Source organism: Streptomyces sp. NRRL S-455 (assembly GCF_000717875.1).
Taxonomy (GTDB): Bacteria; Actinomycetota; Actinomycetes; order Streptomycetales; family Streptomycetaceae; genus Streptomyces.
Genome location: NZ_JOCT01000018.1, coordinates 52,179 through 75,109, shown reverse-complemented (window position 1 = coordinate 75,109; position 22,931 = coordinate 52,179). Strand labels below are relative to the sequence as shown.

At 71.8% G+C, this 22,931-nt stretch carries 21 protein-coding genes and 6 tRNA genes; 18 read left to right on the top strand and 9 right to left on the bottom strand.

Going from position 1 to position 22,931, the window contains the following annotated elements; genetic code table 11:
- The first annotated feature begins 59 nt into the window (after window positions 1–59).
- The 5 genes from cbiE to IE97_RS0123095 all read left to right on the top strand — a co-directional run bounded on the left by cbiE (window position 60) and on the right by IE97_RS0123095 (window position 8,357).
- Window positions 60–1,274: a precorrin-6y C5,15-methyltransferase (decarboxylating) subunit CbiE gene (gene cbiE, locus IE97_RS0123115; protein WP_030243785.1), complete on the top strand. Its 1,215-nt coding sequence runs from the start codon at window positions 60–62 to the stop codon at window positions 1,272–1,274.
- A gap of 367 nt (window positions 1,275–1,641) precedes the next feature.
- Window positions 1,642–5,655 (top strand): nicotinate-nucleotide--dimethylbenzimidazole phosphoribosyltransferase, encoded by a 4,014-nt coding sequence (cobT, locus tag IE97_RS0123110; RefSeq protein WP_030243783.1) that lies wholly within the window; start codon window positions 1,642–1,644, stop codon window positions 5,653–5,655.
- A gap of 175 nt (window positions 5,656–5,830) precedes the next feature.
- A complete protein-coding gene (gene cobA / locus IE97_RS0123105) occupies window positions 5,831–7,072 on the top strand; it encodes a uroporphyrinogen-III C-methyltransferase (protein ID WP_030243780.1) in 1,242 nt (413 codons plus the stop codon).
- Between the two features lie 64 nt (window positions 7,073–7,136).
- A complete protein-coding gene (locus IE97_RS0123100; protein WP_030243778.1) occupies window positions 7,137–7,955 on the top strand; it encodes a TrmH family RNA methyltransferase in 819 nt (272 codons plus the stop codon).
- Window positions 7,956–7,964: 9 nt separating this feature from the next.
- Window positions 7,965–8,357 carry an NUDIX domain-containing protein gene (locus tag IE97_RS0123095; protein WP_030243773.1) on the top strand — a complete coding sequence of 131 codons (393 nt, stop codon included), beginning with the start codon at window positions 7,965–7,967 and terminating at the stop codon, window positions 8,355–8,357.
- Window positions 8,358–8,386: 29 nt separating this feature from the next.
- Here the strand turns inward: IE97_RS0123095 and IE97_RS0123090 are convergent, their stop codons facing one another.
- A complete protein-coding gene (locus IE97_RS0123090) occupies window positions 8,387–9,733 on the bottom strand; it encodes a protein kinase domain-containing protein (RefSeq protein WP_420706134.1) in 1,347 nt (448 codons plus the stop codon).
- A gap of 696 nt (window positions 9,734–10,429) precedes the next feature.
- Between IE97_RS0123090 and IE97_RS0123085 the strand changes: the two genes are divergently transcribed.
- From IE97_RS0123085 to IE97_RS0123075, 3 genes are all read left to right on the top strand, one after another.
- Window positions 10,430–10,639, top strand: a complete 210-nt coding sequence (locus IE97_RS0123085) for a hypothetical protein (protein WP_030243769.1) — start codon at window positions 10,430–10,432, stop codon at window positions 10,637–10,639.
- A 329-nt stretch (window positions 10,640–10,968) separates the two neighbouring features.
- Entirely contained in the window at window positions 10,969–11,904 is a 936-nt protein-coding gene (locus IE97_RS0123080) for a phosphotransferase family protein (protein ID WP_030243767.1), read from the top strand.
- A gap of 78 nt (window positions 11,905–11,982) precedes the next feature.
- Window positions 11,983–12,273, top strand: a complete 291-nt coding sequence (locus IE97_RS0123075; protein WP_030953664.1) for a zf-TFIIB domain-containing protein — start codon at window positions 11,983–11,985, stop codon at window positions 12,271–12,273.
- 64 nt (window positions 12,274–12,337) lie between these two features.
- On the opposite strand, the gene IE97_RS0123070 is transcribed toward IE97_RS0123075, so the two are convergent.
- The 5 genes from IE97_RS0123070 to IE97_RS0123050 form a co-directional block, all read right to left on the bottom strand.
- Window positions 12,338–12,409, bottom strand: a tRNA-Val gene (locus tag IE97_RS0123070).
- Between the two features lie 43 nt (window positions 12,410–12,452).
- Window positions 12,453–12,524, bottom strand: a tRNA-Val gene (locus tag IE97_RS0123065).
- 26 nt (window positions 12,525–12,550) lie between these two features.
- Window positions 12,551–12,622 (bottom strand) — tRNA-Val (locus IE97_RS0123060).
- 1 nt (window position 12,623) lies between these two features.
- Window positions 12,624–12,697 (bottom strand) — tRNA-Cys (locus tag IE97_RS0123055).
- A gap of 37 nt (window positions 12,698–12,734) precedes the next feature.
- A tRNA-Gly gene (locus tag IE97_RS0123050) sits at window positions 12,735–12,807 on the bottom strand.
- 177 nt (window positions 12,808–12,984) lie between these two features.
- Between IE97_RS0123050 and IE97_RS0123045 the strand changes: the two genes are divergently transcribed.
- The 3 genes from IE97_RS0123045 to IE97_RS0123035 all read left to right on the top strand — a co-directional run bounded on the left by IE97_RS0123045 (window position 12,985) and on the right by IE97_RS0123035 (window position 15,738).
- Window positions 12,985–14,028 (top strand): chorismate-binding protein, encoded by a 1,044-nt coding sequence (locus IE97_RS0123045; RefSeq protein WP_030243765.1) that lies wholly within the window; start codon window positions 12,985–12,987, stop codon window positions 14,026–14,028.
- The gene (locus IE97_RS0123040; RefSeq protein ID WP_030243764.1) at window positions 14,025–14,846 is read left to right on the top strand and encodes an aminotransferase class IV; all 822 of its coding nucleotides are present in this window, start codon (window positions 14,025–14,027) and stop codon (window positions 14,844–14,846) included. Before IE97_RS0123045 ends, IE97_RS0123040 begins: the two co-directional genes overlap by 4 nt.
- A 67-nt stretch (window positions 14,847–14,913) precedes the next feature.
- Entirely contained in the window at window positions 14,914–15,738 is an 825-nt protein-coding gene (locus IE97_RS0123035; protein WP_030243762.1) for a GNAT family N-acetyltransferase, read from the top strand.
- Between the two features lie 45 nt (window positions 15,739–15,783).
- On the opposite strand, the gene IE97_RS0123030 is transcribed toward IE97_RS0123035, so the two are convergent.
- Window positions 15,784–16,314, bottom strand: a complete 531-nt coding sequence (locus tag IE97_RS0123030) for a DsbA family protein (RefSeq protein WP_030243759.1) — start codon at window positions 16,312–16,314, stop codon at window positions 15,784–15,786.
- 192 nt (window positions 16,315–16,506) lie between these two features.
- On the opposite strand from IE97_RS0123030, the gene IE97_RS0123025 reads away from it, so the two are divergent.
- Together IE97_RS0123025 and IE97_RS42575 are read left to right on the top strand one after the other, a co-directional pair.
- Entirely contained in the window at window positions 16,507–16,947 is a 441-nt protein-coding gene (locus IE97_RS0123025) for a hypothetical protein (protein ID WP_030243757.1), read from the top strand.
- Window positions 16,948–17,100: 153 nt separating this feature from the next.
- Complete coding sequence (locus tag IE97_RS42575; RefSeq protein WP_167545780.1) at window positions 17,101–17,253, top strand: hypothetical protein; 153 nt, start codon at window positions 17,101–17,103, stop codon at window positions 17,251–17,253.
- Between the two features lie 98 nt (window positions 17,254–17,351).
- Here IE97_RS42575 and IE97_RS0123015 read toward each other — a convergent pair whose 3' ends face one another.
- Complete coding sequence (locus IE97_RS0123015) at window positions 17,352–17,912, bottom strand: CGNR zinc finger domain-containing protein (RefSeq protein WP_030243755.1); 561 nt, start codon at window positions 17,910–17,912, stop codon at window positions 17,352–17,354.
- A 289-nt stretch (window positions 17,913–18,201) separates the two neighbouring features.
- Window positions 18,202–18,615 carry an SsgA family sporulation/cell division regulator gene (locus IE97_RS0123010; protein ID WP_004002642.1) on the bottom strand — a complete coding sequence of 138 codons (414 nt, stop codon included), beginning with the start codon at window positions 18,613–18,615 and terminating at the stop codon, window positions 18,202–18,204.
- A gap of 191 nt (window positions 18,616–18,806) precedes the next feature.
- Between IE97_RS0123010 and IE97_RS0123005 the strand changes: the two genes are divergently transcribed.
- From IE97_RS0123005 to IE97_RS0122985, 5 genes are all read left to right on the top strand, one after another.
- Window positions 18,807–19,265, top strand: coding sequence for a TIGR02611 family protein (locus IE97_RS0123005; RefSeq protein WP_030243752.1), 459 nt, complete (start codon window positions 18,807–18,809; stop codon window positions 19,263–19,265).
- A gap of 75 nt (window positions 19,266–19,340) precedes the next feature.
- Window positions 19,341–19,412, top strand: a tRNA-Val gene (locus tag IE97_RS0123000).
- 350 nt (window positions 19,413–19,762) lie between these two features.
- On the top strand, window positions 19,763–21,052 hold the full coding sequence (locus tag IE97_RS0122995; RefSeq protein ID WP_030243751.1) for an ABC transporter substrate-binding protein: 1,290 nt from the start codon (window positions 19,763–19,765) through the stop codon (window positions 21,050–21,052).
- Entirely contained in the window at window positions 21,052–22,053 is a 1,002-nt protein-coding gene (locus IE97_RS0122990; protein WP_030243749.1) for a carbohydrate ABC transporter permease, read from the top strand. Before IE97_RS0122995 ends, IE97_RS0122990 begins: the two co-directional genes overlap by 1 nt.
- Complete coding sequence (locus IE97_RS0122985) at window positions 22,050–22,931, top strand: carbohydrate ABC transporter permease (protein ID WP_030243746.1); 882 nt, start codon at window positions 22,050–22,052, stop codon at window positions 22,929–22,931. Before IE97_RS0122990 ends, IE97_RS0122985 begins: the two co-directional genes overlap by 4 nt.

The window sequence follows — 22,931 nt, the reverse complement described above, 5'->3', positions numbered from 1 at the left end:
CGGGCCGCTCACCACACGACACGCAGACGACCTGCGAGAACCCCTGGAGACTGACGACGATGGCCGACCGGGTCACGGTGATCGGCTGGGACGGTTCGCCGCTGACCGCCGCGGCGCGCGCCGCCCTGGGCGCCGCCACGCTCGTGGCGGGTGCCGCCCACCACCTGGCGCTGCCGGAGGTCCCCGCCGGAGCCGAGCGCATCCGCCTCGGCAGCGTCGCCCTCGCCGCCCGCCGTATCGCCGCCCACCGCGGCACGGCCGTCGTGCTCGCCGACGGCGACCCCGGCTTCTTCGGCGTGGTACGCACCCTGCGCGCCCCCGAGTTCGGCCTCGAGGTCGAGGTCGTCCCCGCCGTCTCGTCGGTCGCCGCCGCCTTCGCGCGCGCCGGTATGCCCTGGGACGACGCCCAGGTGGTCGTCGCACACCGCCGCACCCTGCGTCGCGCGGTCAACGTGTGCCGAGCCCACACCAAAGTGGCCGTGCTCACCTCACCCGGCGCCGGCCCCGCCGAACTCGGCCTGCTCCTCGAAGGAGTCCACCGTTCCTTCGTCATCTGCGAGGAACTCGGCACCGAACGCGAGCGGGTCACCGTCGTCACCTCCGACAGGGCCGCCGACCACACCTGGCGCGATCCCAACGTCGTCATCGTCCTCGGCGGTCCGGCCCGCCCCAGCTCGGAGTCCGGCGGCTGGATCGCCGGCCGCGACCCGTCCGCCGGGCCACGTGGCTGGACCCTGCCCGCCGAGGCGTACGGCGGTGACCTCGGCGAGGGCGAGAACCAGCTGCTGCGCGACTCCCAACTCGCCCGTCTCGGGCCGCGCGTGGGTGACCTCGTGTGGGACATCGGCTGTGGCAGCGGCGCCTTCGCCATCGAGGCCGCGCGCGCCGGCGCCGCCGTCATCGCCGTCGACAGCGACCCGACGGCCTGTGCCCGCACCGACGCGACCGCCCGCCGCCTCGGTGTCCAGCTCCAGATCGTGCACGGCACCGCCCCGCACATCCTGGAGAACCTCCCCGAACCCGATGTCGTCCGCGTGGGCGGTGGGGGAGCGGCCGTCGTCTCCTCGGTGGCCGACCGTCGCCCGCAGCGCATCGTCACCCACGCCGCCACCCGCGACGCCGCCGAACTCATCGGCCGGGACCTGACGGAGCACGGCTACCGTGTCGAGTGCGCGCTTCTCCAGTCCGTCGAACTCGACACCCGGGCCTGGTCGGAGAAGGAACGGAGTGTCACGTTCCTGCTCAGCGGTGTACTGCCCCGGCGCAGCGCCTGACCCCGCCGCCGTCCCCGTGATCGGTTTGTCGTACCGCGCGCGGTAGGCTGGCCGATCGCTGCACCGCACCAGGACGCCCGGCAGTTCGTCGGTCAATGTCCGGAAAACCCGCCCGTTTTGGGGTGAGTGTGGTACGGCACAACCGGAGGACGCGCAACGTGGCGCAGTCCACAGCGGAACCGTCGCGGATCAAGGTGCCGTGACGGTGGTTCGGCCGCAACAATGCCAGTGAGTGGCTTTGTCGCCTTTTCCGGGCGGGCCGTTCGTGCCGCTGGGGACGCACGCTCGTTCTTCACTGTGGGGCGGTCGGTGCGCCGTTCCAGGCGAGCTGGTCGTAGGAGCACTAACCGATGGGCGAGGGGTACGCATGACCGACACCGGCCAGGTCCCGGGCGAGGGACTGCCGGAGAGCGCAGGCATGGTGGAGCAGCCGGGCGCCCCCGCGCACGGTGCGTACGCCTACCTCTCCGAGGACACCGTCGAGGATGAGGACCTTCTGCTGCCGGGCTCCCACGGTGCCTGGGGCAACGAGGTCACCCCGCCCGCGCCGGAGCCGGTCGTCGAGGCCGTGCACCAGCCGGGTCCGCATGAGCTCTCCGGCCGCGACAGCGGTTCGGTCGACCTCGGCGGCGTACGCCTCCCCGACCCCCCGCCCATCCCGCCCACCACCCCGCGCAGGCCCCTGCACCTCGGCCCGCCCCTGCCCGACAGCTCCGCCAGCCCGGTCCGTTCCCTCGCCGACCGCGGCCCTGCGGACGCGCCGGTACGCCAGCCCGCACCGGCGTCGGCCGGCCCCGAGTACCTCGATGCCCCGCGCGCTGCCGAGCCGCTCTCGCCCCCGGCGGCTCCCTGGGGCGCGCAGCCGACGCCCCAGGCCCAGGTGAGCGCCGGGGCGGCACCTGCGGAAACGGTTGTTCCGGCTCCGCATCCGACGGGCACGGCCCAGGCCGTGGCGACGGACACGGCCGAGCCGGCACCGGCGCACCCGGCCGAAACCGAACAGCTGCCGGCGACCGCGCAGGGCACGGAACCCACGGCCGCCCCCGGCCCGGACGAGGCCCAGGCGGCTGCCGCCGAGGCGGAGTCTGCGGTGCCCGTGCAGGGCGCCGGGGTCGTCGGCGAGCCGGGCGCCGCCCCGGACGTTGCCCAGGCGGGTGCCGCCCAGGCGCAGTCGCCGGTGCCTGCGCAGGGTGCCGAGGTTGCCGGCGAGCCGGGTGCGGCGGAGGTCCGCCCGGAGGCCGGCCAGGTGGCCGACGCCGAGGGCGGGCAGGCCGCGCCCACGCCTGGTGTGACCGACGCCGCCGGAACGGGCACCGGGCCGGAGGCAGATCCTCCGGTAGCCGCCCAGGCCGGGCAGGTGGCGTCCGTTCAGGGCGCCGAAGTCGCGGCTGACCCCACAGAGGCCGGGATCGTGCCTGCGCAGACCGATGAGTCGGCGCCGGTGGACAGTGCCGGTCAGGACGGTGAGCAAGGGGCGGCCGCCGCTGCCCCCGAAACCCCCGGCGCGGCCGTCGCCGACGACTTCGCCGACGGTGCTGCACAGGGCCCGGCGGCCGCCGCCGCGGAGCAGGGTGTGGCGCCCGCTCCTGTCCCCGAGGCCGTCCAGGCCGCCGAAGCGGTCCCCTCCCCGGAGGCTCCCGTCATGCCCGAGCCCGCCGTCACGGCGCCCCCCGCGGCTGGTGCCGGAGAGGCGGTTGCCGCGCCCGGGGCTGCCGAGGCCCCCGCACCGGCCCAGGCGACCGGTGCCGGTCCCGAGGCCGCCGCCCCGGATGTGGCCGCGGCCGCCGCCCCGGAGCCGGACGCGCCGGGTGCCGAGGCCGCGGCTCCGGCCCAGGTGACCGGTGTTGGTCCCGAGGCCGCCGCTCCGGGTGGGGCCGTGGGCGCCTCCGGGGCTGCCGCGCAGGCGCCGGACGCAGAGGATGTGGAGGCCGCGGCTCCGGAGCCGGACGCCACCGGCGTCGAGCCTGCCACGCACCCTGCCGAGCAGGTCGCCCCGCAGGCCAACTCCCAGGCTTCCGAGGCAACTGACGTCGCGGCAGCCGCGCAGGAGGCGACGCCGGAGCAGACCACCGCTCCCGAAGCACCCGCAGACGCCCCCGCCGCTCCGGCCGCCGAGACGGTGGCCCCTGCTGTGCCCGCCGACGCGCCCACCCCCGAGGCACCCGCCGACGCACCGGCTCAGCCCGTGGAATCCGCGCCCGCTCAGGCCGCTGACACCGCGCCCGCTCAGCCCGCCGAGACGGTCACCCCGGACCCCTCGGCGGAGCCCCCCGCACCTGCTCAGGCAACCGAATCGCCCGTCCCCGACCCGGCAGCCGAGACGCCCGTGGAGACGGAACGACCCGCACCCGAGCCGACCGCCTCCACATCGGCTCCCGCCGAGAACGTCACCCCGCCGGCCGTCGGCGAACAAGGCGCACAGCCCGTCCTCCAGGGCCCGCAGCAGTCCCAGCCCCCCGCCGCTCAGCCGGCCCGACCCGAGGCGGAACCCGTGGTCATCGTCCCCGCCCCCCGCGAGGGCGACGCCGAACTCGCACAGAACGCCGACGACCTGGACACCCGGGCCGCCGAACAGGAAGACCCGGCGGACCAGGAACGCCACGGGTCGGAGAGCGCGGCCGAAGTGCCAGAAGCACGACAGCCCACCGGCCCCGCCGCACCCGGCTACGATCCCGCCGAGCGCGAGGCCGTGCTGAAGGTCATGCGCGAACGCCGCGACATCCGCAACGGCTTCCGCAGCGACCCGATCCCGCACGAGGTGCTGCTCCGCGTCCTGGAGGCCGCCCACCACGCGCCCTCGGTGGGCCACTCGCAGCCCTGGGACTTCGTCGTCATCCGCTCCGCCGACACCCGGCGCGCGATGCACGAACTGGCCATGCGCCAGCGTGACGCGTACGCCAAGTCCCTTCCCAAGGGCCGGGCCAAGCAGTTCAAGGAACTGAAGATCGAGGCCATCCTCGACACGCCGGTGAACATCGTCGTCACCGCCGACCCGACCCGTGGCGGCCGCCACACCCTCGGCCGCCACAGCCAGCCCCAGATGGCGCCGTACTCGGCCGCCCTCGCCGTGGAGAACCTCTGGCTCGCCGCCCGCGCCGAAGGCCTCGGCGTCGGCTGGGTCAGCTTCTTCGACGAGCGCGAGATGGTCCGCTCGCTCGGGCTGCCCGAGCACCTCGAGGTCATCGCCTACCTGTGCGTCGGATACGTCGACGAGTTCCCGGACGAGCCCGAGCTGCTGCAGGCGGGCTGGTCCAAGCGCCGCCCGCTGTCCTGGGTCGTGCACGAGGAGACGTACGGCCGACGCGCCCTGCCCGGAGAGGAACCGCACGACCTGCTCGCCGAGACCGTGGCGCAGATCCGCCCGCTGGACGCCAAGGCGCTCGGCGAGGCGTGGGAGCGCCAGAAGCGCATGACCAAGCCGGCCGGAGCGCTGGGCATGCTGGAGATCATCTCCGCACAGCTTTCCGGCCTGTCCCGCCAGTGCCCGCCGCCCATCCCGGAGCCCGCCGCCGTCGCGATCTTCGCCGGTGACCACGGCGTCCACGCGCAGGGGGTCACCCCCTGGCCGCAGGAGGTCACGGCCCAGATGGTGGCCAACTTCCTCGGCGGCGGCGCCGTCTGCAACGCGTTCGCCACCCAGGTCGGTGCCGAGGTCTGCATCGTCGACGTGGGCGTCGCCGCCGACCTCCCGGCCACGCCGGGCCTGCTGCCCCGCAAGGTCCGTGCCGGTACGTCCGACATGACCACCGGCCCCGCGATGACCCGTGACGAAGCCAGGCAGGCCATCGAGGTGGGTATCGAGACGGCCCGCGACCTGGTCGCCGCCGGTAACAAGGCGCTGCTCACCGGCGAGATGGGCATCGGGAACACGACCGCTTCGGCCGCCCTGATCTCCGTCTTCACGGGTGCCGAGCCGGCCGAGGTCACGGGCCGGGGCACCGGCATCAACGACGAGACCCTCGCCCGCAAGACCGAGGTCGTCCGCCGCGCCCTCGAACTCCACCAGCCGGACCCGGCCGACCCGATCGGTGTGCTCGCCGCGATCGGCGGCTTCGAGCACGCCGCCACGGTCGGTCTCCTCCTCGGCGGAGCGTCCCTGCGGACGCCGGTCATCCTGGACGGCGTCAGCGCCGGCGCCGCCGCCCTGGTGGCCCGCGCCATCGCCCCCGAGGTGCTGGCCGCCTGCATCGCAGGCCACCGCAGCGCCGAGCCGGGCCACGTGGCCGCCCTCAACAAGCTCGGCCTGCGCCCTCTGGTCGATCTGGACCTGAGGCTGGGCGAGGGCACGGGCGCGCTGCTGGCCCTCCCGCTGGTCCAGAGCACGGCCAGGGCGATGCACGAGGTGGCGACGTTCGATTCGGCGGGAGTCACCGAGAAGTAAGCGCTCGCGGGTCCTTGGGTCCCGTGGGTCCGGGTGTTCCGGGTCCGCGGGTCCTGTGGGGCCCGCACCCGGCAACCATGCCCAGCCACCGGACACCTGTGCGCCCGAACCCACCCGCAGCCTAAAATCCGCACGTCAGGGCACCGATAACCGCCACAACAGGAGCCACACCGTCATGGCCGAACACCCCGCCTACCCCGTAGGCCTCCGCCTCACCGGCCGCCGCGTGGTCGTCCTCGGCGGTGGTCAGGTCGCCCAGCGCCGTCTCCCCGCCCTCATCGCGGCCGGCGCGGACATCCACCTCGTCTCCCCCGAGGCGACCGCGTCCGTCGAGGCCATGGCCGACGCCGGCGAGATCACCTGGCACCGGCGCCCCTACGAGGAGGGCGACCTCACCGGAGCCTGGTACGCCCTGATCGCCACCGGCGACAGCGAGGCCAACACCCGGGCCTCCGCCGAAGCGGAGCGCCACCGTGTCTGGTGCGTCCGCTCCGACGACGCCGACGAGGCGACGGCCTGGACCCCGGCCACCGGCCACAGCGAGGGCGTCACGGTCGCCGTGCTGACCACCGACGCGCGCGGCCGCGACCCCCGTCACACCGCGGCCATCCGCGACGCCGTCGTCGAGGGCCTGCGCGACGGCACGCTCGTCGCCCCGCACCACCGCACCCGTACTCCCGGCGTCGCCCTGGTCGGCGGTGGCCCCGGCGACCCGGACCTGATCACGGTGCGCGGTCGCCGCCTGCTCGCCGAGGCGGACGTCGTCATCGCGGACCGCCTCGGCCCGCGCGACCTCCTCGCCGAACTCCCGCCCCACGTCGAGGTGATCGACGCGGCGAAGATCCCCTACGGCCGCTACATGGCCCAGGAGGCCATCAACAACGCGCTCATCGAGCACGCGAAGCAGGGCAAGTCGGTCGTCCGTCTGAAGGGTGGCGACCCCTACGTCTTCGGCCGTGGCATGGAGGAACTGCAGGCTCTCGCCGAGGCCGGCATCGCCTGCACGGTCGTCCCCGGGATCTCCAGCTCGATCTCGGTCCCGAGCGCGGCCGGCATCCCGGTCACCCACCGCGGCGTCGCCCACGAGTTCACCGTGGTCAGCGGCCATGTCGCGCCCGACGACGAGCGCTCCCTGGTCGACTGGCCGTCCCTGGCCAGGCTGACCGGCACGCTGGTGATCCTCATGGGCGTCGACAAGATCGGAAAGATCGCGGAGACGCTCGTCGCGCACGGAAAGCCGGCCGACACCCCCGTCGCGCTCGTCCAGGAGGGCACGACGGCCGCCCAGCGCCGCGTCGACGCGACGCTGGCGACCGTCGCCGAGACCGTGCGGGCCGAGGATGTGAAGCCTCCGGCGGTCATCGTCATCGGCGAGGTCGTGAAGGTCGGCCCCACGGCTGCGGCGACAAGTGAGTAACCCGGGGTAACCCAACCCGTCCCAAGCCGTTGGCACCGTACCCAGGACAAGGCAGTATCACCCTGTGGCCGATCTCATCACCGTCGAGGATCCCGACGACCCGCGCCTGCACGACTACACCGGCCTGACCGACGTGGAGCTGCGCCGCAAGCGCGAACCCGCCGAGGGCCTCTTCATCGCCGAGGGCGAGAAGGTCATCAGAAGGGCCAAGGAAGCCGGCTACGAGATGCGGTCCATGCTGCTCTCGGCCAAATGGGTCGACGTCATGCGCGACGTCATCGACGAGCTCCCCGCCCCGGTCTACGCCGTCAGTCCGGAACTCGCCGAGCGGGTCACCGGCTACCACGTGCACCGCGGCGCGCTCGCCTCCATGCAGCGCAAGCCCCTGCCCACGGCGGCCGACCTCCTCCGCACCACCCGCCGCGTCGTGATCATGGAGTCGGTCAACGACCACACCAACATCGGGGCGATCTTCCGCTCGGCCGCCGCCCTCGGCATGGACGCCGTCCTGCTCTCCCCGGACTGCGCCGACCCCCTGTACCGCCGCAGCGTGAAGGTCTCCATGGGCGCGGTCTTCTCCGTGCCGTACGCCCGTCTGGACACCTGGCCCAAGGGCCTGGAGTCGGTCCGCGAGGCGGGCTTCACGCTCCTCGCCCTCACCCCCGACGAGAAGGCCCGCCCCCTCGACGAGGCCGCCCCGCACACCATGGACCGGGTGGCCCTCATGCTCGGTGCCGAGGGCGACGGCCTGTCCACCCAGGCACTGGTCGCCGCCGACGAGTGGGTCCGCATCCCCATGTCCCACGGCGTCGACTCCCTCAACGTGGGCGCCGCGGCCGCGGTGGCCTTCTACGCCGTGGCCACCGGCCGCCCCCGGACCTAGGGGCCGTACGTGGAGCAGCGCGAGGCCATCGTGGCGGTACTGCGGCGCGGGGACCGCGTCCTCGCGATCCGGCGCGGACCGGCCGTCGCCCGCCCCGGCTACTGGCAACCCATCAGCGGCAAGATCGAACCGGGCGAGACCCAGGAGCAGGCGGTCGCCCGGGAGGTCCGCGAGGAGGTCGGCCTCACCGTCGTGCCGCTGGCGAAGGCCTGGGAGTCGGAGACCGACGACCACCGGTTCCGCCTCCACTGGTGGACCGCCCGCGCGGACACGGGGGAGGTGCTTCCCGACCCGGGCGAGGTGGCCGAGACCCGCTGGGTCACGCCGGAGGAGTTCCTGGCCCTGGACCCGGTGTTCGACGGCGACCGCGAGTTCTTCGAGCGGATCCTGCCGGGTATGTGAGCGCCGGCCCGGGCCGCCGTCGAGCCGGCTCAGCCCCGGCTCGGGGCACCCGGCCTCGCAGCCGCGCCGTTCAGCGGCTGCGAGCGGTGAACCTGCCGTTCCCGTACGCCGTCTCCGTCGTCGCCGAGCCCCCGCGCCGGGCCCTGGCAGCCCTGGATCAGGGCGATTCCCAGGGCCACCACCAGGGTGACCACGACGAACACGAACAGCCGCTGCCGGAGCAGCCGCGGATTGGCGGGCCGCAACCGGGACCCCGTGTTCCTGGACGCCGGGCGCCCGGTGCCGCTGTGCGGAGCGGTGCGGCTGCCGCTGCCCGAACGCGTCCCGTTGCGCCCGGTGGGCGTCGGCCGCGCCCCGGACCGTGACGGCGAGCCGCCGCGAGGGGCGCCGCCACCCGTCGGCGCTCCGCCGCGGGAGCCGCGCCCGGTGGGCTTGCCGCTGCCCTGCGTACCGTTCGCCCGCCGGGGCACGCCGTCCCCCGCGGGAGAGGCCCCCCGCGACGGAGTACCACGGCCCCGCTGCGCGCCGGACGCGCCGGCACCCTGCTGTGTCTGTGGACGCCGGGTGCGCTCGGGGTAGGTGTCGGCATGCCGCTCGGTCTCGGCGCCGCGCGGCCCGGGCGGCCGTACGCCGGCCAGATCGTGCGCCTCACGAGCGGCGATCTCCTTGAGGCGCAGGGAGAGTTGGAGCGTGCTGGGCCGCTCCTCGGGGTCCTTGGCCAGGCAGGCCCGGACGAGTGGGGCCAACGCGTCGGGCACGCCCTGAAGCTGCGGTTCCTCGTGCACGACGCGGTACAGCATCACCTCCGAACTGCCGTGCCCGAAGGGAGAGTCGCCCATGGAGCAGTACGCGAGCGTGGCGCCGAGCGAGAACACGTCGGTGGCCGGGGTGACGGCCGCCCCGCGCACCTGTTCCGGTGCGAGGAAGCCGGGCGAGCCGACCGCCGTGCCGACATGGGTGAGCGTCGAGGCGCCGGTGGCCCAGGCGATGCCGAAGTCGATGATCCGCGGCCCCTTCGGGGACAGCAGGATGTTGGACGGCTTCAGGTCTCGGTGCACGACCCCGGCCTCGTGCACGGCGACCAGGCCCTCCGACAGCGCGGCTCCGACGGCCGCGACGTCGGCCGCGCCGAGCGGTCCCTCGGCGGCGACCTTGTCGTGCAGGGAGGGGCCGGGTACGTACTGCGTGGCGAACCACGGGCGGTCCGCGTCGAGGTCGGCGGCCACGAGACGTGCCGTACAGCCGCCGCGGATCCGGCGCGCCGCCGACACCTCACGGGCGAACCGCGAGCGGAACTCCTGATCCTCCGCGAGATCGGGCCGGATGACCTTGAGAGCGACCCGCTGGCCCTTCTTGTCGGAGCCCAGGTAGACCACGCCCATCCCGCCCGCGCCGAGCCGTCTGTGAAGCCTGAACGAGCCGACGACGCGCGGGTCCTCGCGCCTCAGGCGCATCATCGCCATGTTCATCCCCGCTGCCCGGTCCTGTGACGAGCCACAGCTTACGTTTCCACGGCCGCCCGCGCGCAGAGGCCGCGCCCTCTCGGGGCGACGGATTGTCAGTGCTGCGCCGGAAACGTGAAGGGCGGTCAGGGGACCTGCGGGCAGCACGCGTTCACACGGATGGGTAACCCAACCAGCTGCTAGATAGGGGCGATTGGATCCGTCACGAGGGATCGTGCGGAGACGGCCGTGAACGCGGGCCACCCGACGCGGAGGTACGAGGTGGTGGCGGGACGGACGGGCCGCAGGGCGGAGACTGCGGCACGCCGGGGCCCCGTGGGAGTGAGCGAAGTCACGCGATGGAGTGTGCCCGGACAGCTCGCCAGGGTGGGGGAGTCCGGCGTCCCCTCGGGGAAGACCCTGAGACCGGGGGCCGCGTCTCCAACCAGGGGAGTACATCCCGGATGACGGCTCATCCTCGGGGAGGCCCGGCAATCGGTACGAGGGCATGACGCCCCGAGGGGGGCCGGGAGCCTAGATTTGAGGTCAAGCGGCGGGTGCAGCACTCGTCCCCCGAGGTCAGACACCCGCCGCTGCCAACGACAACTGAGAACGGTCAGGAGAGGGACCATGGCCCACACGGCACCGCGGACGATGATCCGCGAGGAGGGACGCAAGGTGTACGCCGCCGCGTTCCGCCCCCGCCGCCAGGGCCGTCGCCACCCCGTGGTGGCGACGCTGATGGCCCTCCCCCTGGCGGTCCTGCTCCTCGTCGTCTTCGACGGCTGGGAGACAGTGGCCACACAGGCGTCGTCCGTGGGCGAGATGCTGGGGCGCTGAGCGGCGACCCCAGGCCCGGAAGAGCGGTCCGGGCGGGGACATCCACCCATGAAACCCCGTGGGGACGGGGGTGCGGCGGACGGCACAGATGCCGGCGCAGCTGGGGAGCTGCGCCGGCATTGCTTTTGCCCCCGGGAGGTTGGGCCGTGCCGCTGGGGCGATGGGGGTCCCCCCTGCTCGAGCGAAGCCGAGAGCTTGGGGGAGGGTGGGCGCAGCGGCACCCCGCTCCGCCGGGCTGCGGACCACCCCCGGCCCCAGCACCCACACCGGGTACCTGGAGTCGACCGTTTCCTACGGCCCTGATCTCGCCTGCGCGTACCCTCGCCCGCGTGAACCCGACCCTGCTCCTGCGAGATCTCACTGCCCAGGCCCGAGCCACCGCCCACGCCCGCTCACCGGCCTGCCCCTGCGAAGCAGCCACCCTGGCGGACCGCTCCGACGGCACCGTCGTCCGCCACGCGGACACCGTCGCGAAGGCCCACCCTCCGGACACCGACCCCACCGAACTGGCCGGCCGCCTCACAGTCGCCGCCGGCCACCCCGGCATCCTGCTGCCCCCACTCGCTCCGACCCCGGCCGACCTGCACGGCCGCCTCGTGACCTTCTGGCCGTACGGATCCCCCGTCGACCCGGACACCCCCGACGCCGCCCCCTGGGAAGCCGCCGCCGCACTCCTCGCCCGGCTCCACCGCACCCCGGCCCCGCAGGCCCTGCCCGTCATGCGGGGCCCGGCCAAGGCGGCCCGCGCCGTCGCCCGGCTCCGGGACGCCGGCCGGCATCCCGCCGCCGCCCCCGTCCACCGGGCCTGGGACACGCTCCCTGCCTGGGCCCGCGCCGAGGCCCCGATGCCGGACACCACGACGCTGTGCCACGGCGACCTTCACCTGGGCCAGCTCGTACGCCACCCCGCTCCCGACGGCCCCTGGCTGCTGATCGATGTCGACGACCTCGGCGTCGGCGTCCCCGCCTGGGACCTCGCCCGTCCCGCCGCCTGGTACGCCTGTGGACTGCTCCCGCCCGACGAGTGGGGCCGTTTCCTCGCCGCCTACCGTGCGGCCGGAGGCCCCGCCGTCCCCGTCGACGGCGATCCCTGGCCCGCCCTGGACGTCCCCGCCCGGGCCATCACCGTGCAGACCGCGGCCAGGGCCGTCGCCAAGGCGGTAGCGGCCGGCCGGCCCCTGGACGAGGTGGAGCAGTCGGTCGTGGACGCCTGTGACCGAATGGCCACCGTCCCGCCGCAGTTGACGCGGGAGCACGCGAAGTAGGGTGCAACCGACCACAGCGGGACAGAGTCTGTCCTGTCGACACACGAAGCAGGACCGACCGGCGAGGAGTGAACGACCATGCAGTGTCCGAAGTGCCATGCGCCGATGCACACGTACAACCGCAACGGCGTCCAGATCGAGCAGTGCAGCGGCTGCCGTGGGATCTTTCTCGACTACGGCGAGCTGGAGTCGCTGACCCGCCTGGAGGCCCAGTGGTCACAGACCGCCCCGCCGCCTCCGCCCGCCCCGCAGGCCTACCCGGCTCCTCCGGCCCCCGCTTGGGGCGCACCGCACGGCGGCCACGGTCATCACGGCCACCACGGACACCACCGCCACAAGAGCTTCGGGCACATGCTGTTCTCGTCATGACGGGGCGAGGCGGACACGACCGAGCCCCCGGCCGATTCGTTCGGCCGGGGGCTCCGGTGTGATGTGGACGATACTGGGATTGAACCAGTGACCTCTTCCGTGTCAGGGAAGCGCTCTCCCGCTGAGCTAATCGTCCTCGGGACCATGGCCACTCAAAGGAGCGGATCATGGGCACTGCGTGCGCGATACTGGGATTGAACCAGTGACCTCTTCCGTGTCAGGGAAGCGCTCTCCCGCTGAGCTAATCGCGCGGGTTCGGATCTTCGAACAGATCCAGTGGACGATACTGGGATTGAACCAGTGACCTCTTCCGTGTCAGGGAAGCGCTCTCCCGCTGAGCTAATCGTCCTTGGAGGTGGAGACGGGATTTGAACCCGTGTAGACGGCTTTGCAGGCCGTTGCCTCGCCTCTCGGCCACTCCACCAGGAGTGTAGGGGGCCGGGAAGCCCCCTGTTCCTTCGAGCGGACGACGAGGCTCGAACTCGCGACCTCAACCTTGGCAAGGTTGCGCTCTACCAACTGAGCTACGTCCGCCTGTCGTTTCGGTCCGCTCTCGCGGCCCGGCGACGTGTTGAACTCTAGCGGATTCCGGGGCCAGTACAAAAACGCGTTTGTGCAGCGTGCTGCGCCTCACCTGCTCAGGCGCGTCGCAGAGCGTCCTGAGGGGACATGCCCCGGTCACCCGGAGGACACCGCCATAGACTCGACTGCGTGCTCGACCTCCCTCCTCTCGCCCGCTTCGGCGACCGCGTCGCCACCGGGCTCCTCGATGTCACCGATGATCCCGAAGCCCTGGAATCCAGCGGCTTCTGGGCCGTCTGCGCCGACTTCGAGGGCCGTCTGACCTGCGCCCGCTTCCGGGAGGTGCACCGGGCTCCGGTGCCCGCTCCCGTGCCCGGCGCATGGCGGGGACCGGCGGCACATGACTGGACGTCGTCGCTCGATCGCACCGCGTACACCGCGGCCGTGCGGCGGATCCGCGAACACATCGCGGCCGGCGAGGTCTACCAGGCGAACCTGTGCCGGGTCCTGTCCGCGCCCGTCCCACCCGGCGCCGACGTGGACGCCCTCACCGCGCTGTTGGCCCGCGGCAACCCGGCCCCGTACGCAGGAACGATCCGCCTGCCCGCTCACGGGGTGGAGATCGCCACGGCTTCCCCCGAACTGTTCCTGCGGCGCGCCGGCCGGGTCGTCGAGTCCGGGCCGATCAAGGGCACCGGCCGCACCGAGGCGGACCTGCTGGAGAAGGACTACGCCGAGAACGTGATGATCGTGGACCTGGTGCGCAACGACGTCGGGCGGGTCTGCGCGACCGGCAGTGTGACGGTGCCCGACCTGTGTGCCGTCGAGAAACACCCGGGGCTGGTGCATCTCGTCTCGACGGTCCGCGGTGAGCTGGCGGACGGGGCCGGCTGGGCCGAGCTGCTCGGCGCCGCCTTTCCGCCCGGCTCCGTCACCGGCGCGCCCAAGTCGAGTGCCCTGCGGATCATCGACGCGCTGGAGACCGCGCCCAGGGGGCCGTACTGCGGGGGGATCGGCTGGGTCGACGCGGACCGGCGGGCCGGTGAGCTGGCCGTCGGCATCCGTACCTTCTGGATCGACCGGACCGACGGCCTGCTGCGCTTCGGTACCGGTGCCGGCATCACCTGGGGTTCGGACCCCGAGGGGGAGTGGCGGGAGACCGAACTGAAGGCGGCCCGGCTGCTCGCGATAGCGTCGGGAACATACGAGGCGAGTGGAGAGGACCTGACGTGAAGATCTGGCTCGATGGCGGGCTGCAGGACATCGAGTCCGCCCGCGTCTCCGTCTTCGACCACGGACTGACCGTGGGCGACGGCGTCTTCGAGACGCTGAAGGCCGTGCACGGCCGCCCGTTCGCGCTCACCCGGCACCTCGACCGGCTCACCCGGTCGGCGCGCGGCCTCGGACTGCCGGACCCGGACCACGACGAGGTGCGCCGCGCCTGTGCCGCCGTCCTCGAAGCCGATCCCGTGCCGCTCGGCCGCCTCCGCATCACCTACACCGGTGGCCACGGTCCGCTCGGCTCCGACCGCGGCGAACACGGCCCCACCCTTGTCGTCGCCGTCGGCGAGACCACCCGCCGCCCCGATTCCACCGCCGTGATCACGGTCCCCTGGACCCGCAACGAGCGCGGCGCGCTCACCGGCCTGAAGACCACCTCGTACGCCGAGAACGTCGTCGCCCTGGCCCGGGCCCGTGAACAGGGCGCCTCCGAGGCGCTGTTCGCCAACACCGTGGGTCAGCTGTGCGAGGGCACCGGGTCCAACGTCTTCGTGGTCCTCGACGGTGAGATCCACACGCCGCCGCTCGCCTCGGGCTGCCTCGCGGGCATCACACGCGCGCTGACGATCGAGTGGACCGGCGCCACGGAGACCGACCTGCCGCTGGACGTCCTCGAGCGGGCCGACGAGGTGTTCCTCACCTCCACGCTGCGGGACGTGCAGGCCGTGCACCGGGTCGACGGCCGTGAGCTGCCGGACGGGCCGGGCCCGGTGACGGCCAAGGCCATGCGGATCTTCGAGGAGCGGTCCGGGAACGACCTCGACCCCTGACACGCTTCGTCACGTGCCTCGGACATCCGGCTGAAGAGGGCCGCGGCTCGTGGGTAGAACAGCCCTGATGACCACGACCCTGCGGCCGAGCGAGCCGCTTCAGCAGAACGGCGACGGGACGCGCTCACGTCGCTACCAGGTGTGCGTGAACAGCCGTCCCGTAGGGGCGATACACCTCGGCACACACCCCGTGTTCGGTGGCGCCGTGGCCCGGATCATGAGCCTGCGCATCGAGGAACCGGACCGGGGGCGCGGCCGGGGGACGGTGGCCGCGCTCGCGGCGGAGGAGGTGGCGCGGGGCTGGGGGTGCCGGCGTATCGAGGTCGCGGTGCCCGCCGGCTCCGCGCCGGCGTTCCGGCTCGCCACGGCCCTCGGCTACGTGGTGCGCAACCGGGCCATGGCGAAACCGCTCGGCGACACCGCGCCGGACCTGCCGGAGGGCAGCCGTGCCCGGCCCATGACCGAGGCGGAGTTCGGCCCCTGGCTGGAGAAGGGCAAGGAGGACTACGCGCGGGACTGGATCGAGCGGGGCGTTCCGGAGGCCGAGGCCCGGGCCAAGTCGGAGCGCGACCACGCCACCCTGCTGCCCGAGGGCCTCGCCACCCCCGGGAACCTCATCAGCGTCGTGGAACACGAGAGCACGTCCGTGGGCACGCTGTGGCTCGCGCTGCGCGAGGACAACGCTTTCGTCTTCGACGTCGAGACCCACGCCGCCCACCGGGGCAGGGGACACGGCCGCACCCTCATGCTGCTCGCCGAGGCCCAGGCGATCGTCGAGGGCAGAAGGGTCATCGGCCTCAACGTCTTCGCCGGCAACGAACCGGCGGAGCGGCTCTACGCCTCGCTCGGCTACGAGACCGAGCAGTACGCCATGTACAAGCCGCTGCTGTAGCGGCCGGGGCAGGGGATCAGGGATCAAGGGCCGGGGACCGGGCGGTCAGCCCTGCTGCTCCTGCCCCGCCAGCAGCCGGTCCGCGATCTCCTCGATCCGAGCGCGCAGCCCCTCCTGGCTCTTGCCCCCGTCGAGCCGCTCGCCCCCGATGACGTACGTCGGGGTGCCCGTCACGCCGATCGCCTTGCCCTCGGCCTGGTCGGCGTCCACGAACAGGATGTGCCGGCCGTCGATCAGCGCGGTGTCGAACTCCTCGGCGTCCAGGTCCAGTTCGCGGGCCAACTCGACCAGGAAGGGCTCTCCCTTACGGCCCAGCTCCTCGACCCGCCCGAGCAGTGCCTCGACGTAGGGCCACCCCCGGCCCTGTTCCCACGCCTCCTCCGCGGCCTGGGCGGCGGCGAAGGCGTGCTTGTTCTTCTCCAGCGGGAAGTGCCGCAGCCGCAGCTCCAGACGGTCGCCGTAGCGGGCGCGCAGGGCACCGAGGTCGTCCAGCGCGGTGCGGCAGTCCGGGCACTGGAGATCGCACCAGATCTCGAGAACGGGGGCGGCGGGACGGGCGGGGGCTGAGTCGCTCATGCCGACAGTCTTCCAGCCCGTGTGCACCTCGCCCCAATCGGACCTCACCGGGCCGGACCCGCCCGGCACCCGAGGAGGAGACGACCCGGAGATGTCCCTGATGTCCGGCCGGGGCATGGCCCGCCGGGGTGCGGCGGGTGCAGGATGGAAGAGACGAAGGCCCTGCTCGACCGCGCCACGCTGGAGGACCGGATGATCGCCGAGACAGTCTGCTCCGCCGTGTCCGCGGCAGGCCTGGGTATCGCGGCCATCACGGCATACCGTAAGCGTTTCCTCGCGGCGGTCCGCATCGCCGCGTACTCGCTCGTGCCGATCGGCCTGGTGATGACCGGAGTCGTCGAGTGGCTGGCCGACACCGCGTTCAGCCCCACGGCGTGGGCCGGCTTCGGGGTGCTCGGCGTCGCCTGGGTGCTGTTCACGACCACCCGTGTCGTGGAGCGCCGCCGCGGCGGCACCCGCAAGGAACGCAGAGCGGCGGCCCGCGCGGCGGCCCAGCCGGACGCGGTGGCCCCGGCGGCCTCGGCACCCTCCCTGAGCCAGGGCTCCCGCCCTGCTTCCCGGCCCGCGGCGGCCCCCAAGAAAGACGACGACTTCAGCGACATCGAGGCCATCCTCAAGAAGCACGGCATCTGACGGGCCACACGTCGGCTGAATCGTCACAGTGCGTCCGAGGGCGCGCGGAAGTGATCACAACCCGAACCGGACCTCGCCGAATCGGCGCACTCCCGCTCCGAACCGGGGCGCTGATCGCGTCCGGTCGCCCGGCTGCGTCATCATCGCCGCGAGATGCTGGACACGACACAGAGCGACCCCGCGCCGCCCCAGGACGAGCCACGGGGTTGCCTCTTCGCCCTTTCCCAGCCACCGCTGATGATCTTCCTTGCGGTGATCGGGAGTCTGCTGCTCATGGCCTCGTTGCACGACCTGCTGCTGCTGTGAGCCGTACTCGCGGTGCCCGGCGTCACCCGCTGGGGCCGCGTGGGCGTCCATGTCCTTCCGGAGTCCCGCCGGACCGGCCGCGCGCGGCGGACCGGGCGTCAGCCGGCGGCTTCCTTGCGGCGTGCCCGGTACGCGGCCACGTGCAGGCGGTTTCCGCAGGTGCGGCTGTCGCAGTACCGCCGTGAGCGGTTGCGGGACAGATCGACGAAGGCCCGTCGGCAATCGGGCGCCTCGCAGCGCCGCAGCCGCTCCTGCTCCCCGGCGACCACGAAGAACGCCAGCGCCATCCCGCAGTCGGCGGCGAGGTGATCGGCGACGGACGCACCGGGCGCGAAGTAGTGCACGTGCCAGTCGTAGCCATCGTGGTCCGTGAGCCGCGGAGTGGTGCCGGCGGCCGCTACCAGCTCGTTGATCAGGTTCGCCGCGGTCCGGGCGTCGGGGGCGGCGAAGACGGAGGCGAACCGCCCGCGGATCTTGCGCACCGCCGAGAGATCGAACTCCGAGAGCACACCGACATCGCTGATCTCGTGGTTTCGTACGAAATCTGCGAGGGCCGCCACGTCCGGCAGCCCGTCCGGCGCCGTGTCGTCCTCCGGTGCGGTGTTCACCAGATCGACCACGGTGTCGAGGGCGCACCGGGTGTCGTGGGTGATCAGCACGATTTGCTCCCTGGCCTGGGGGTCGGGCAGGCGCCCGCCGATGCTGGCCGATGGTAACGGCTCCACCAGCGCCGGACCGCCCTCATGCCCGCACATGGCTTCGATTACAACGCTGCCGGGCTCGGCATGGTTCCCACCGCGGCCGGCCAGGCGTGGCCGGGGCGCACGCGAACCGGCGCCGCCCCGCGAGATGCGCGGTGCCGGCGCCGGTGTATCCCGTATGCGGTTGTCCGGGCCCGAGCCGTCTCCCCGAGTCGACGGCGCCGGGCGGCTTCGTGAGCGCCTCGCCCTAGCTTTCCGCCAGGATGTGCGACAGCTCCTGGTCGAGATCGAAATGCCGGTGCTCCGTGCCGGGCGGCACGGCGGCGTCTGTGCGCTTCAGGAAGGACTCCAGGGCCCTTGCCGGGGCCTCGAGCAGAGCCTCGCCCTCCGGAGAGCTCAGGGCGATGCACACGACGCCCTGGCCGTGACTGCGCGACGGCCAGACGCGGACGTCGCCGGTGCCCGTAGGGCGGTGAAGTCCCTCGGCGAGGAGGTCGCGGGCGAACACCCACTCGACGGTCTCCTCGGCTCCGGTGTGGAAGGTGGCGTGCACGGCGTAGGGGTCGGCCGTGTCGTACCGCAGGCCTGCGGGGACAGGCAGGGAGGACTCGCTCGACACAACGAGGCGCAGGTGCAGCTCGCAGCTGACCGTGGTGTTCATAAGCGCCAGGGCCTTTCGCTCAGTGTGCGCTCGGGGATTCGCACGTCGGCGAAATCGACATGCCACCTACGGTGCCGTTGTAAACCCCTCTGAGTGTTTTGCGTGCCTTTACGTAACCCTTCCGGCCGAGAGATCGTTCGCGTCGTGCGTCCATTCCGGTGACTGGTTTCGCTCAGGTAGTGTTTGCCCGTATGAATACGGGGAGTAACGAGCCGGGCGAGGTGGCCGTGGCGTCGAACGAGACGGGGACCGACGAGGCGAGCGGTGAACAGGAGCGGGGGCTCGGTTCGCGTGCGCCGGAATTCATCAAAGCGCGCCGCGTGCTGCATGTGAGCTGGCAGGTCGGCGTCTTCATCATCGGGCTCGCGGTGGTCGTGACGGGCATCATCATGCTGCCCCTGCCCGGACCGGGCTGGGTCGTGATCTTCGGCGGTATGGCGATCTGGGCGACCGAGTTCGTGTGGGCCCAGCTGGTGCTCCGCTGGACCAAGCGGAAGGTCACGGAGGCGGCGCAGCGCGCCCTCGACCCCAGGGTGCGGCGCCGGAACATCATCCTGACCTCGATCGGGCTGGTGATCGTGGCCGTACTGGTCGGTATCTACGTGTGGAAGTTCGGCATCGTCATGCCGTGGAAGATCGAGAACCAGTGAGGCGTGGCGGGGTGCCGGTGCCGGCCCGCTGGTCACAGGCACCCCCTGACATGGGGTAATGTTCTTCCTGCGCCCGGGCGATTAGCTCAGTGGGAGAGCGCTTCGTTCACACCGAAGAGGTCACTGGTTCGAACCCAGTATCGCCCACCCGGGTCGGCGGCCCGCCTGCACAGCACGTGCAGGCGGGCCGCCGTCGTTGTCCGCGCGGGCGGTGTCCGTGGATGTGCGTGTCCGCTGCCGCCGCCTTTCGGCCGCGACCGAAAAACCTGCGCCCCGCCCGGAGCCGTTGGAACCTCCCGTCGCACCTGCCTCACCAGTGATGTCGCCGCGTCGGCACCTCCCCGGGCGGGTCGCCGTCCACTCCTGCCCTCCGGCCGCTCGGTGAGAAATTCTTGCCCGAGTCATTGACGCACTCTCAGCCCCTCCGTACCTTGTGCCAGCAAGCGCTTACTTGAAACGATTCATGCGAGCGGGACGACGTGCGGGGAGGTCCAACCGTGGTGAACGGCGGGAATGTTGACAGACGTACGATCCTGAAGGCGGCCGGTGCCACGGCAGCCACGCTGGGGCTGGCCGCGACCACCGGCTGCGGCGGGGACGGAGGCACTTCCGCGGACGGGACGGTGACGATCCGTTACGCGTGGTGGGGAGCGGAGGACCGCGCCCAGCGCATCAACAGGACCATCGCGCTCTTCGAGAAGAAGTACCCGAAGATCAAGGTGAAAACGGACTTCCAGTCTTATCTCGACTTCTGGAAGAAGTTCAACACCCAGGCCTCCGGCGGGAATCCGCCGGACGTCTTCCAGAATGCCATCGGGTTCCTCCGCAAATACGACTCCAAGAACGTGCTGCTCGATCTGAGCGAGCAGGTCAAGGCCGGCAACCTCCGGACGGACGGATTCCGTGCGGGACTCGAGAAGTTCGGCGAGATCGACGGGAAGCTCCTTGGGGTTCCGGTCGGCTCCAACTCGATGGCCCTGGTGATCGACAAGCCCGTCTACACCAGGGCCGGCGTGAAACCGGAGCAGGGCTGGACCTGGGACGATTACCACGCGGCGATGAAGAAGATCCGCGACAAGACGGGGCGTGCCGGTGACACCGGCCCGTACAACGTCATGTACCTCTACGACCTCTACCTGCGCCAGAACGGCAAGGCGTTCTTCACCGAGGACGGACTCGGGTTCACCGAGGCGGATCTGAAGGACTGGTGGGCGAAGGCCAAGGAAGGCGTCGAGGACGGCAGCTACGCCGACCAGAAGAAGGTCGCCCAGATCAAGCCCAAGTCGGCGGTCGCCGGGGAGATCTCCGGCGGTGAGTTCACCTGGGACAACTTCACCGTCCGCTACACCTCCGAGGGCAAGAGCGAATACGGTCTGGCCCCCATCCCGACCACGGACGGCAAGAAGACCGGCCAGTACCTCGGCTCGCTGATGCTGAGCGCCTCCAAGCGCACCCAGCACCCCAAGGAGGTCGCCCAGTTCATCGACTTCATGGTGCACGACCCCGAGGTCGCCAAGATCATGGGCTACGACCGCGGGGTGCCCGCGACGCAGGCCCAGTACGACGCGTACCAGCCGACCGATCCGGTCAACAAGGCGATAGCCGAGTACGAGGAGTCCCTCGTCGAGGCCGGTGTCCTGGAGCCCATCACGCCGCACCCGAACGGCGCGGACATCTGTGAGACCGCGTTCCTGCGCATCGGCGAGGAACTCGGCCTGGGCAAGCGCTCGGTGGACGAGGCCGTCAAGCAGTTCTTCACCGAGTCGAAGACGGCTCTCGGCACCTGATGGGAACCACCGTGACACACGCCCCTGCGATGGAGGCCCTGACCAAGGACTCCGAGCCGCGGCACGGTCCGGTGAAGCCCGCGCGCCCCGCCGCCCTCAAGCGGCGACGGCGCCGGGAGAACCTGGCCGGCTATCTCTTCATGTCCCCGTGGATCGCCGGGTTCCTGCTGCTCACCGCGGGCCCGATGATCGCCTCGCTGTACTTCGCGTTCACCGACTACAACCTGTTCGACGCGCCCAAGTGGATCGGCCTCGACAACTTCTCCGAGATGTTCGGCGATCCGCGCTGGCGCCACTCGGTGCAGGTCACGCTCTGGTACGTCGTCGTCGGTACACCGCTGAAGCTGCTCGCGGCCCTCGGCGTCGCGCTGCTGCTCGCCCAGAGCCGGCGGGGGCAGGCCTTCTACCGGGCCGCCTTCTACGCGCCGTCGCTGATCGGCGCGAGCGTGTCCATCGCGATCGTCTGGAAGGCGATCTTCTCGGACGACGCGATCGTCGACCGTACACAGAAGATCTTCGGCGTGGACGTCGGCGGCTGGACCGGCGACCCGGATTTGATCATCTACAGCCTGGTGGCGCTCACCGTCTGGCAGTTCGGCGCCCCCATGGTCATCTTCCTGGCCGGCCTCAAGCAGGTCCCGCGCGAGCTGTACGAGGCTGCCGAGGTCGACGGGGCGGGCAAGCTGCGGCGGTTCTGGAACATCACGCTGCCGATGATCTCACCGGTGCTCTTCTTCAACGTCCTGCTGGAGACGATCCACTCCTTCCAGATCTTCAGCTCGGCGTACATCGTCGGCGGCGGCGCAGGCGGCAACGCCTGTGGCCCTGCGGACGGTTCCATGGTTTACACCTGCTATCTCTACGTCCAGGGCTTCGAGAACAGCAGGATGGGTCTCGCCTCCGCCATGGCCTGGGTACTGCTCGTCGCGGTGGCCCTGGTGACGGCGGTGCTGTTCTGGTCCCAGAAGCGCTGGGTGCACTACGAGGAGGGCGCCCGATGAGTGCTCAGGTCACCGACGTCACCCCGCGAGGGGGCGGACTGCGGCACAAGCTGCCGGGCTCCCTCGCCTGGCACATCGGGTCCCTGCTGGTCCTCGCGGTGATCCTCTACCCGGTGATCTGGGTCATCGGCGGTTCCTTCAAGAAGAGCGAGGACATCGTCGGCAGCCTGGACCTCCTCCCGGGCGACCCGATCATCGGCAACTACACGAGCCTCGCCGACGGCATCGCCGGCATCTCGATCTCCACGTTCTTCTTCAACTCGCTCTTCCTCGCGGTCGGTTCCGTGGTCGGCATCCTGCTGTCCTGCTCGCTGACGGCCTACGCCTTCGCGCGGATCCGGTTCGCGGGCCGCAATCTGCTCTTCACGCTGATGATCGGCACGCTCCTGCTGCCGTACCACGTGCTGCTGATCCCGCAGTACGTGCTGTTCCGCAACATGGAGATGATCAACACCTATACGCCGCTGCTGCTCGGGAAGTACCTGGCCACCGAGGCGTTCTTCGTCTTCCTGATGGTGCAGTTCATGCGCAACATGCCCAAGGAACTGGACGAGGCGGCTCGCCTCGACGGCTGCGGGCACCTGCGGATCTACTGGTCGATCGTGCTGCCGCTGAGCCGGCCGGCCCTGATCACCAGCGCGATCTTCACCTTCATCAACTCCTGGAACGACTTCATGGGGCCGCTGATCTACCTCAACGAGCCCGACAAGTACACGGTCTCGCTCGGCCTGAAGATGTTCGTCGACCAGGAAGGAGTGGCCAACTACGGCGGCATGATCGCCATGTCGCTCGTCGCGCTGCTGCCGGTCCTCGCCTTCTTCCTCGCCTTCCAGCGGTACCTGATCGACGGCATGGCCACGTCGGGTCTGAAGGGCTGA

Coding starts and splice junctions, on each gene's coding strand:
- cobA (WP_030243780.1), top strand. CDS start 5,831: ATGGCCGAACACCCCGCCTACCCCGTAGGCCTCCGCCTCACCGGCCGC.
- IE97_RS0123025 (WP_030243757.1), top strand. CDS start 16,507: ATGATCGCCGAGACAGTCTGCTCCGCCGTGTCCGCGGCAGGCCTGGGT.
- IE97_RS0123075 (WP_030953664.1), top strand. CDS start 11,983: ATGCAGTGTCCGAAGTGCCATGCGCCGATGCACACGTACAACCGCAAC.
- IE97_RS0122990 (WP_030243749.1), top strand. CDS start 21,052: ATGGGAACCACCGTGACACACGCCCCTGCGATGGAGGCCCTGACCAAG.
- IE97_RS0123005 (WP_030243752.1), top strand. CDS start 18,807: ATGAATACGGGGAGTAACGAGCCGGGCGAGGTGGCCGTGGCGTCGAAC.
- IE97_RS0122985 (WP_030243746.1), top strand. CDS start 22,050: ATGAGTGCTCAGGTCACCGACGTCACCCCGCGAGGGGGCGGACTGCGG.
- IE97_RS0123010 (WP_004002642.1), bottom strand. CDS start 18,615: ATGAACACCACGGTCAGCTGCGAGCTGCACCTGCGCCTCGTTGTGTCG.
- IE97_RS0123085 (WP_030243769.1), top strand. CDS start 10,430: ATGGCCCACACGGCACCGCGGACGATGATCCGCGAGGAGGGACGCAAG.
- IE97_RS42575 (WP_167545780.1), top strand. CDS start 17,101: ATGCTGGACACGACACAGAGCGACCCCGCGCCGCCCCAGGACGAGCCA.
- cbiE (WP_030243785.1), top strand. CDS start 60: ATGGCCGACCGGGTCACGGTGATCGGCTGGGACGGTTCGCCGCTGACC.
- cobT (WP_030243783.1), top strand. CDS start 1,642: ATGACCGACACCGGCCAGGTCCCGGGCGAGGGACTGCCGGAGAGCGCA.
- IE97_RS0123030 (WP_030243759.1), bottom strand. CDS start 16,314: ATGAGCGACTCAGCCCCCGCCCGTCCCGCCGCCCCCGTTCTCGAGATC.
- IE97_RS0123035 (WP_030243762.1), top strand. CDS start 14,914: ATGACCACGACCCTGCGGCCGAGCGAGCCGCTTCAGCAGAACGGCGAC.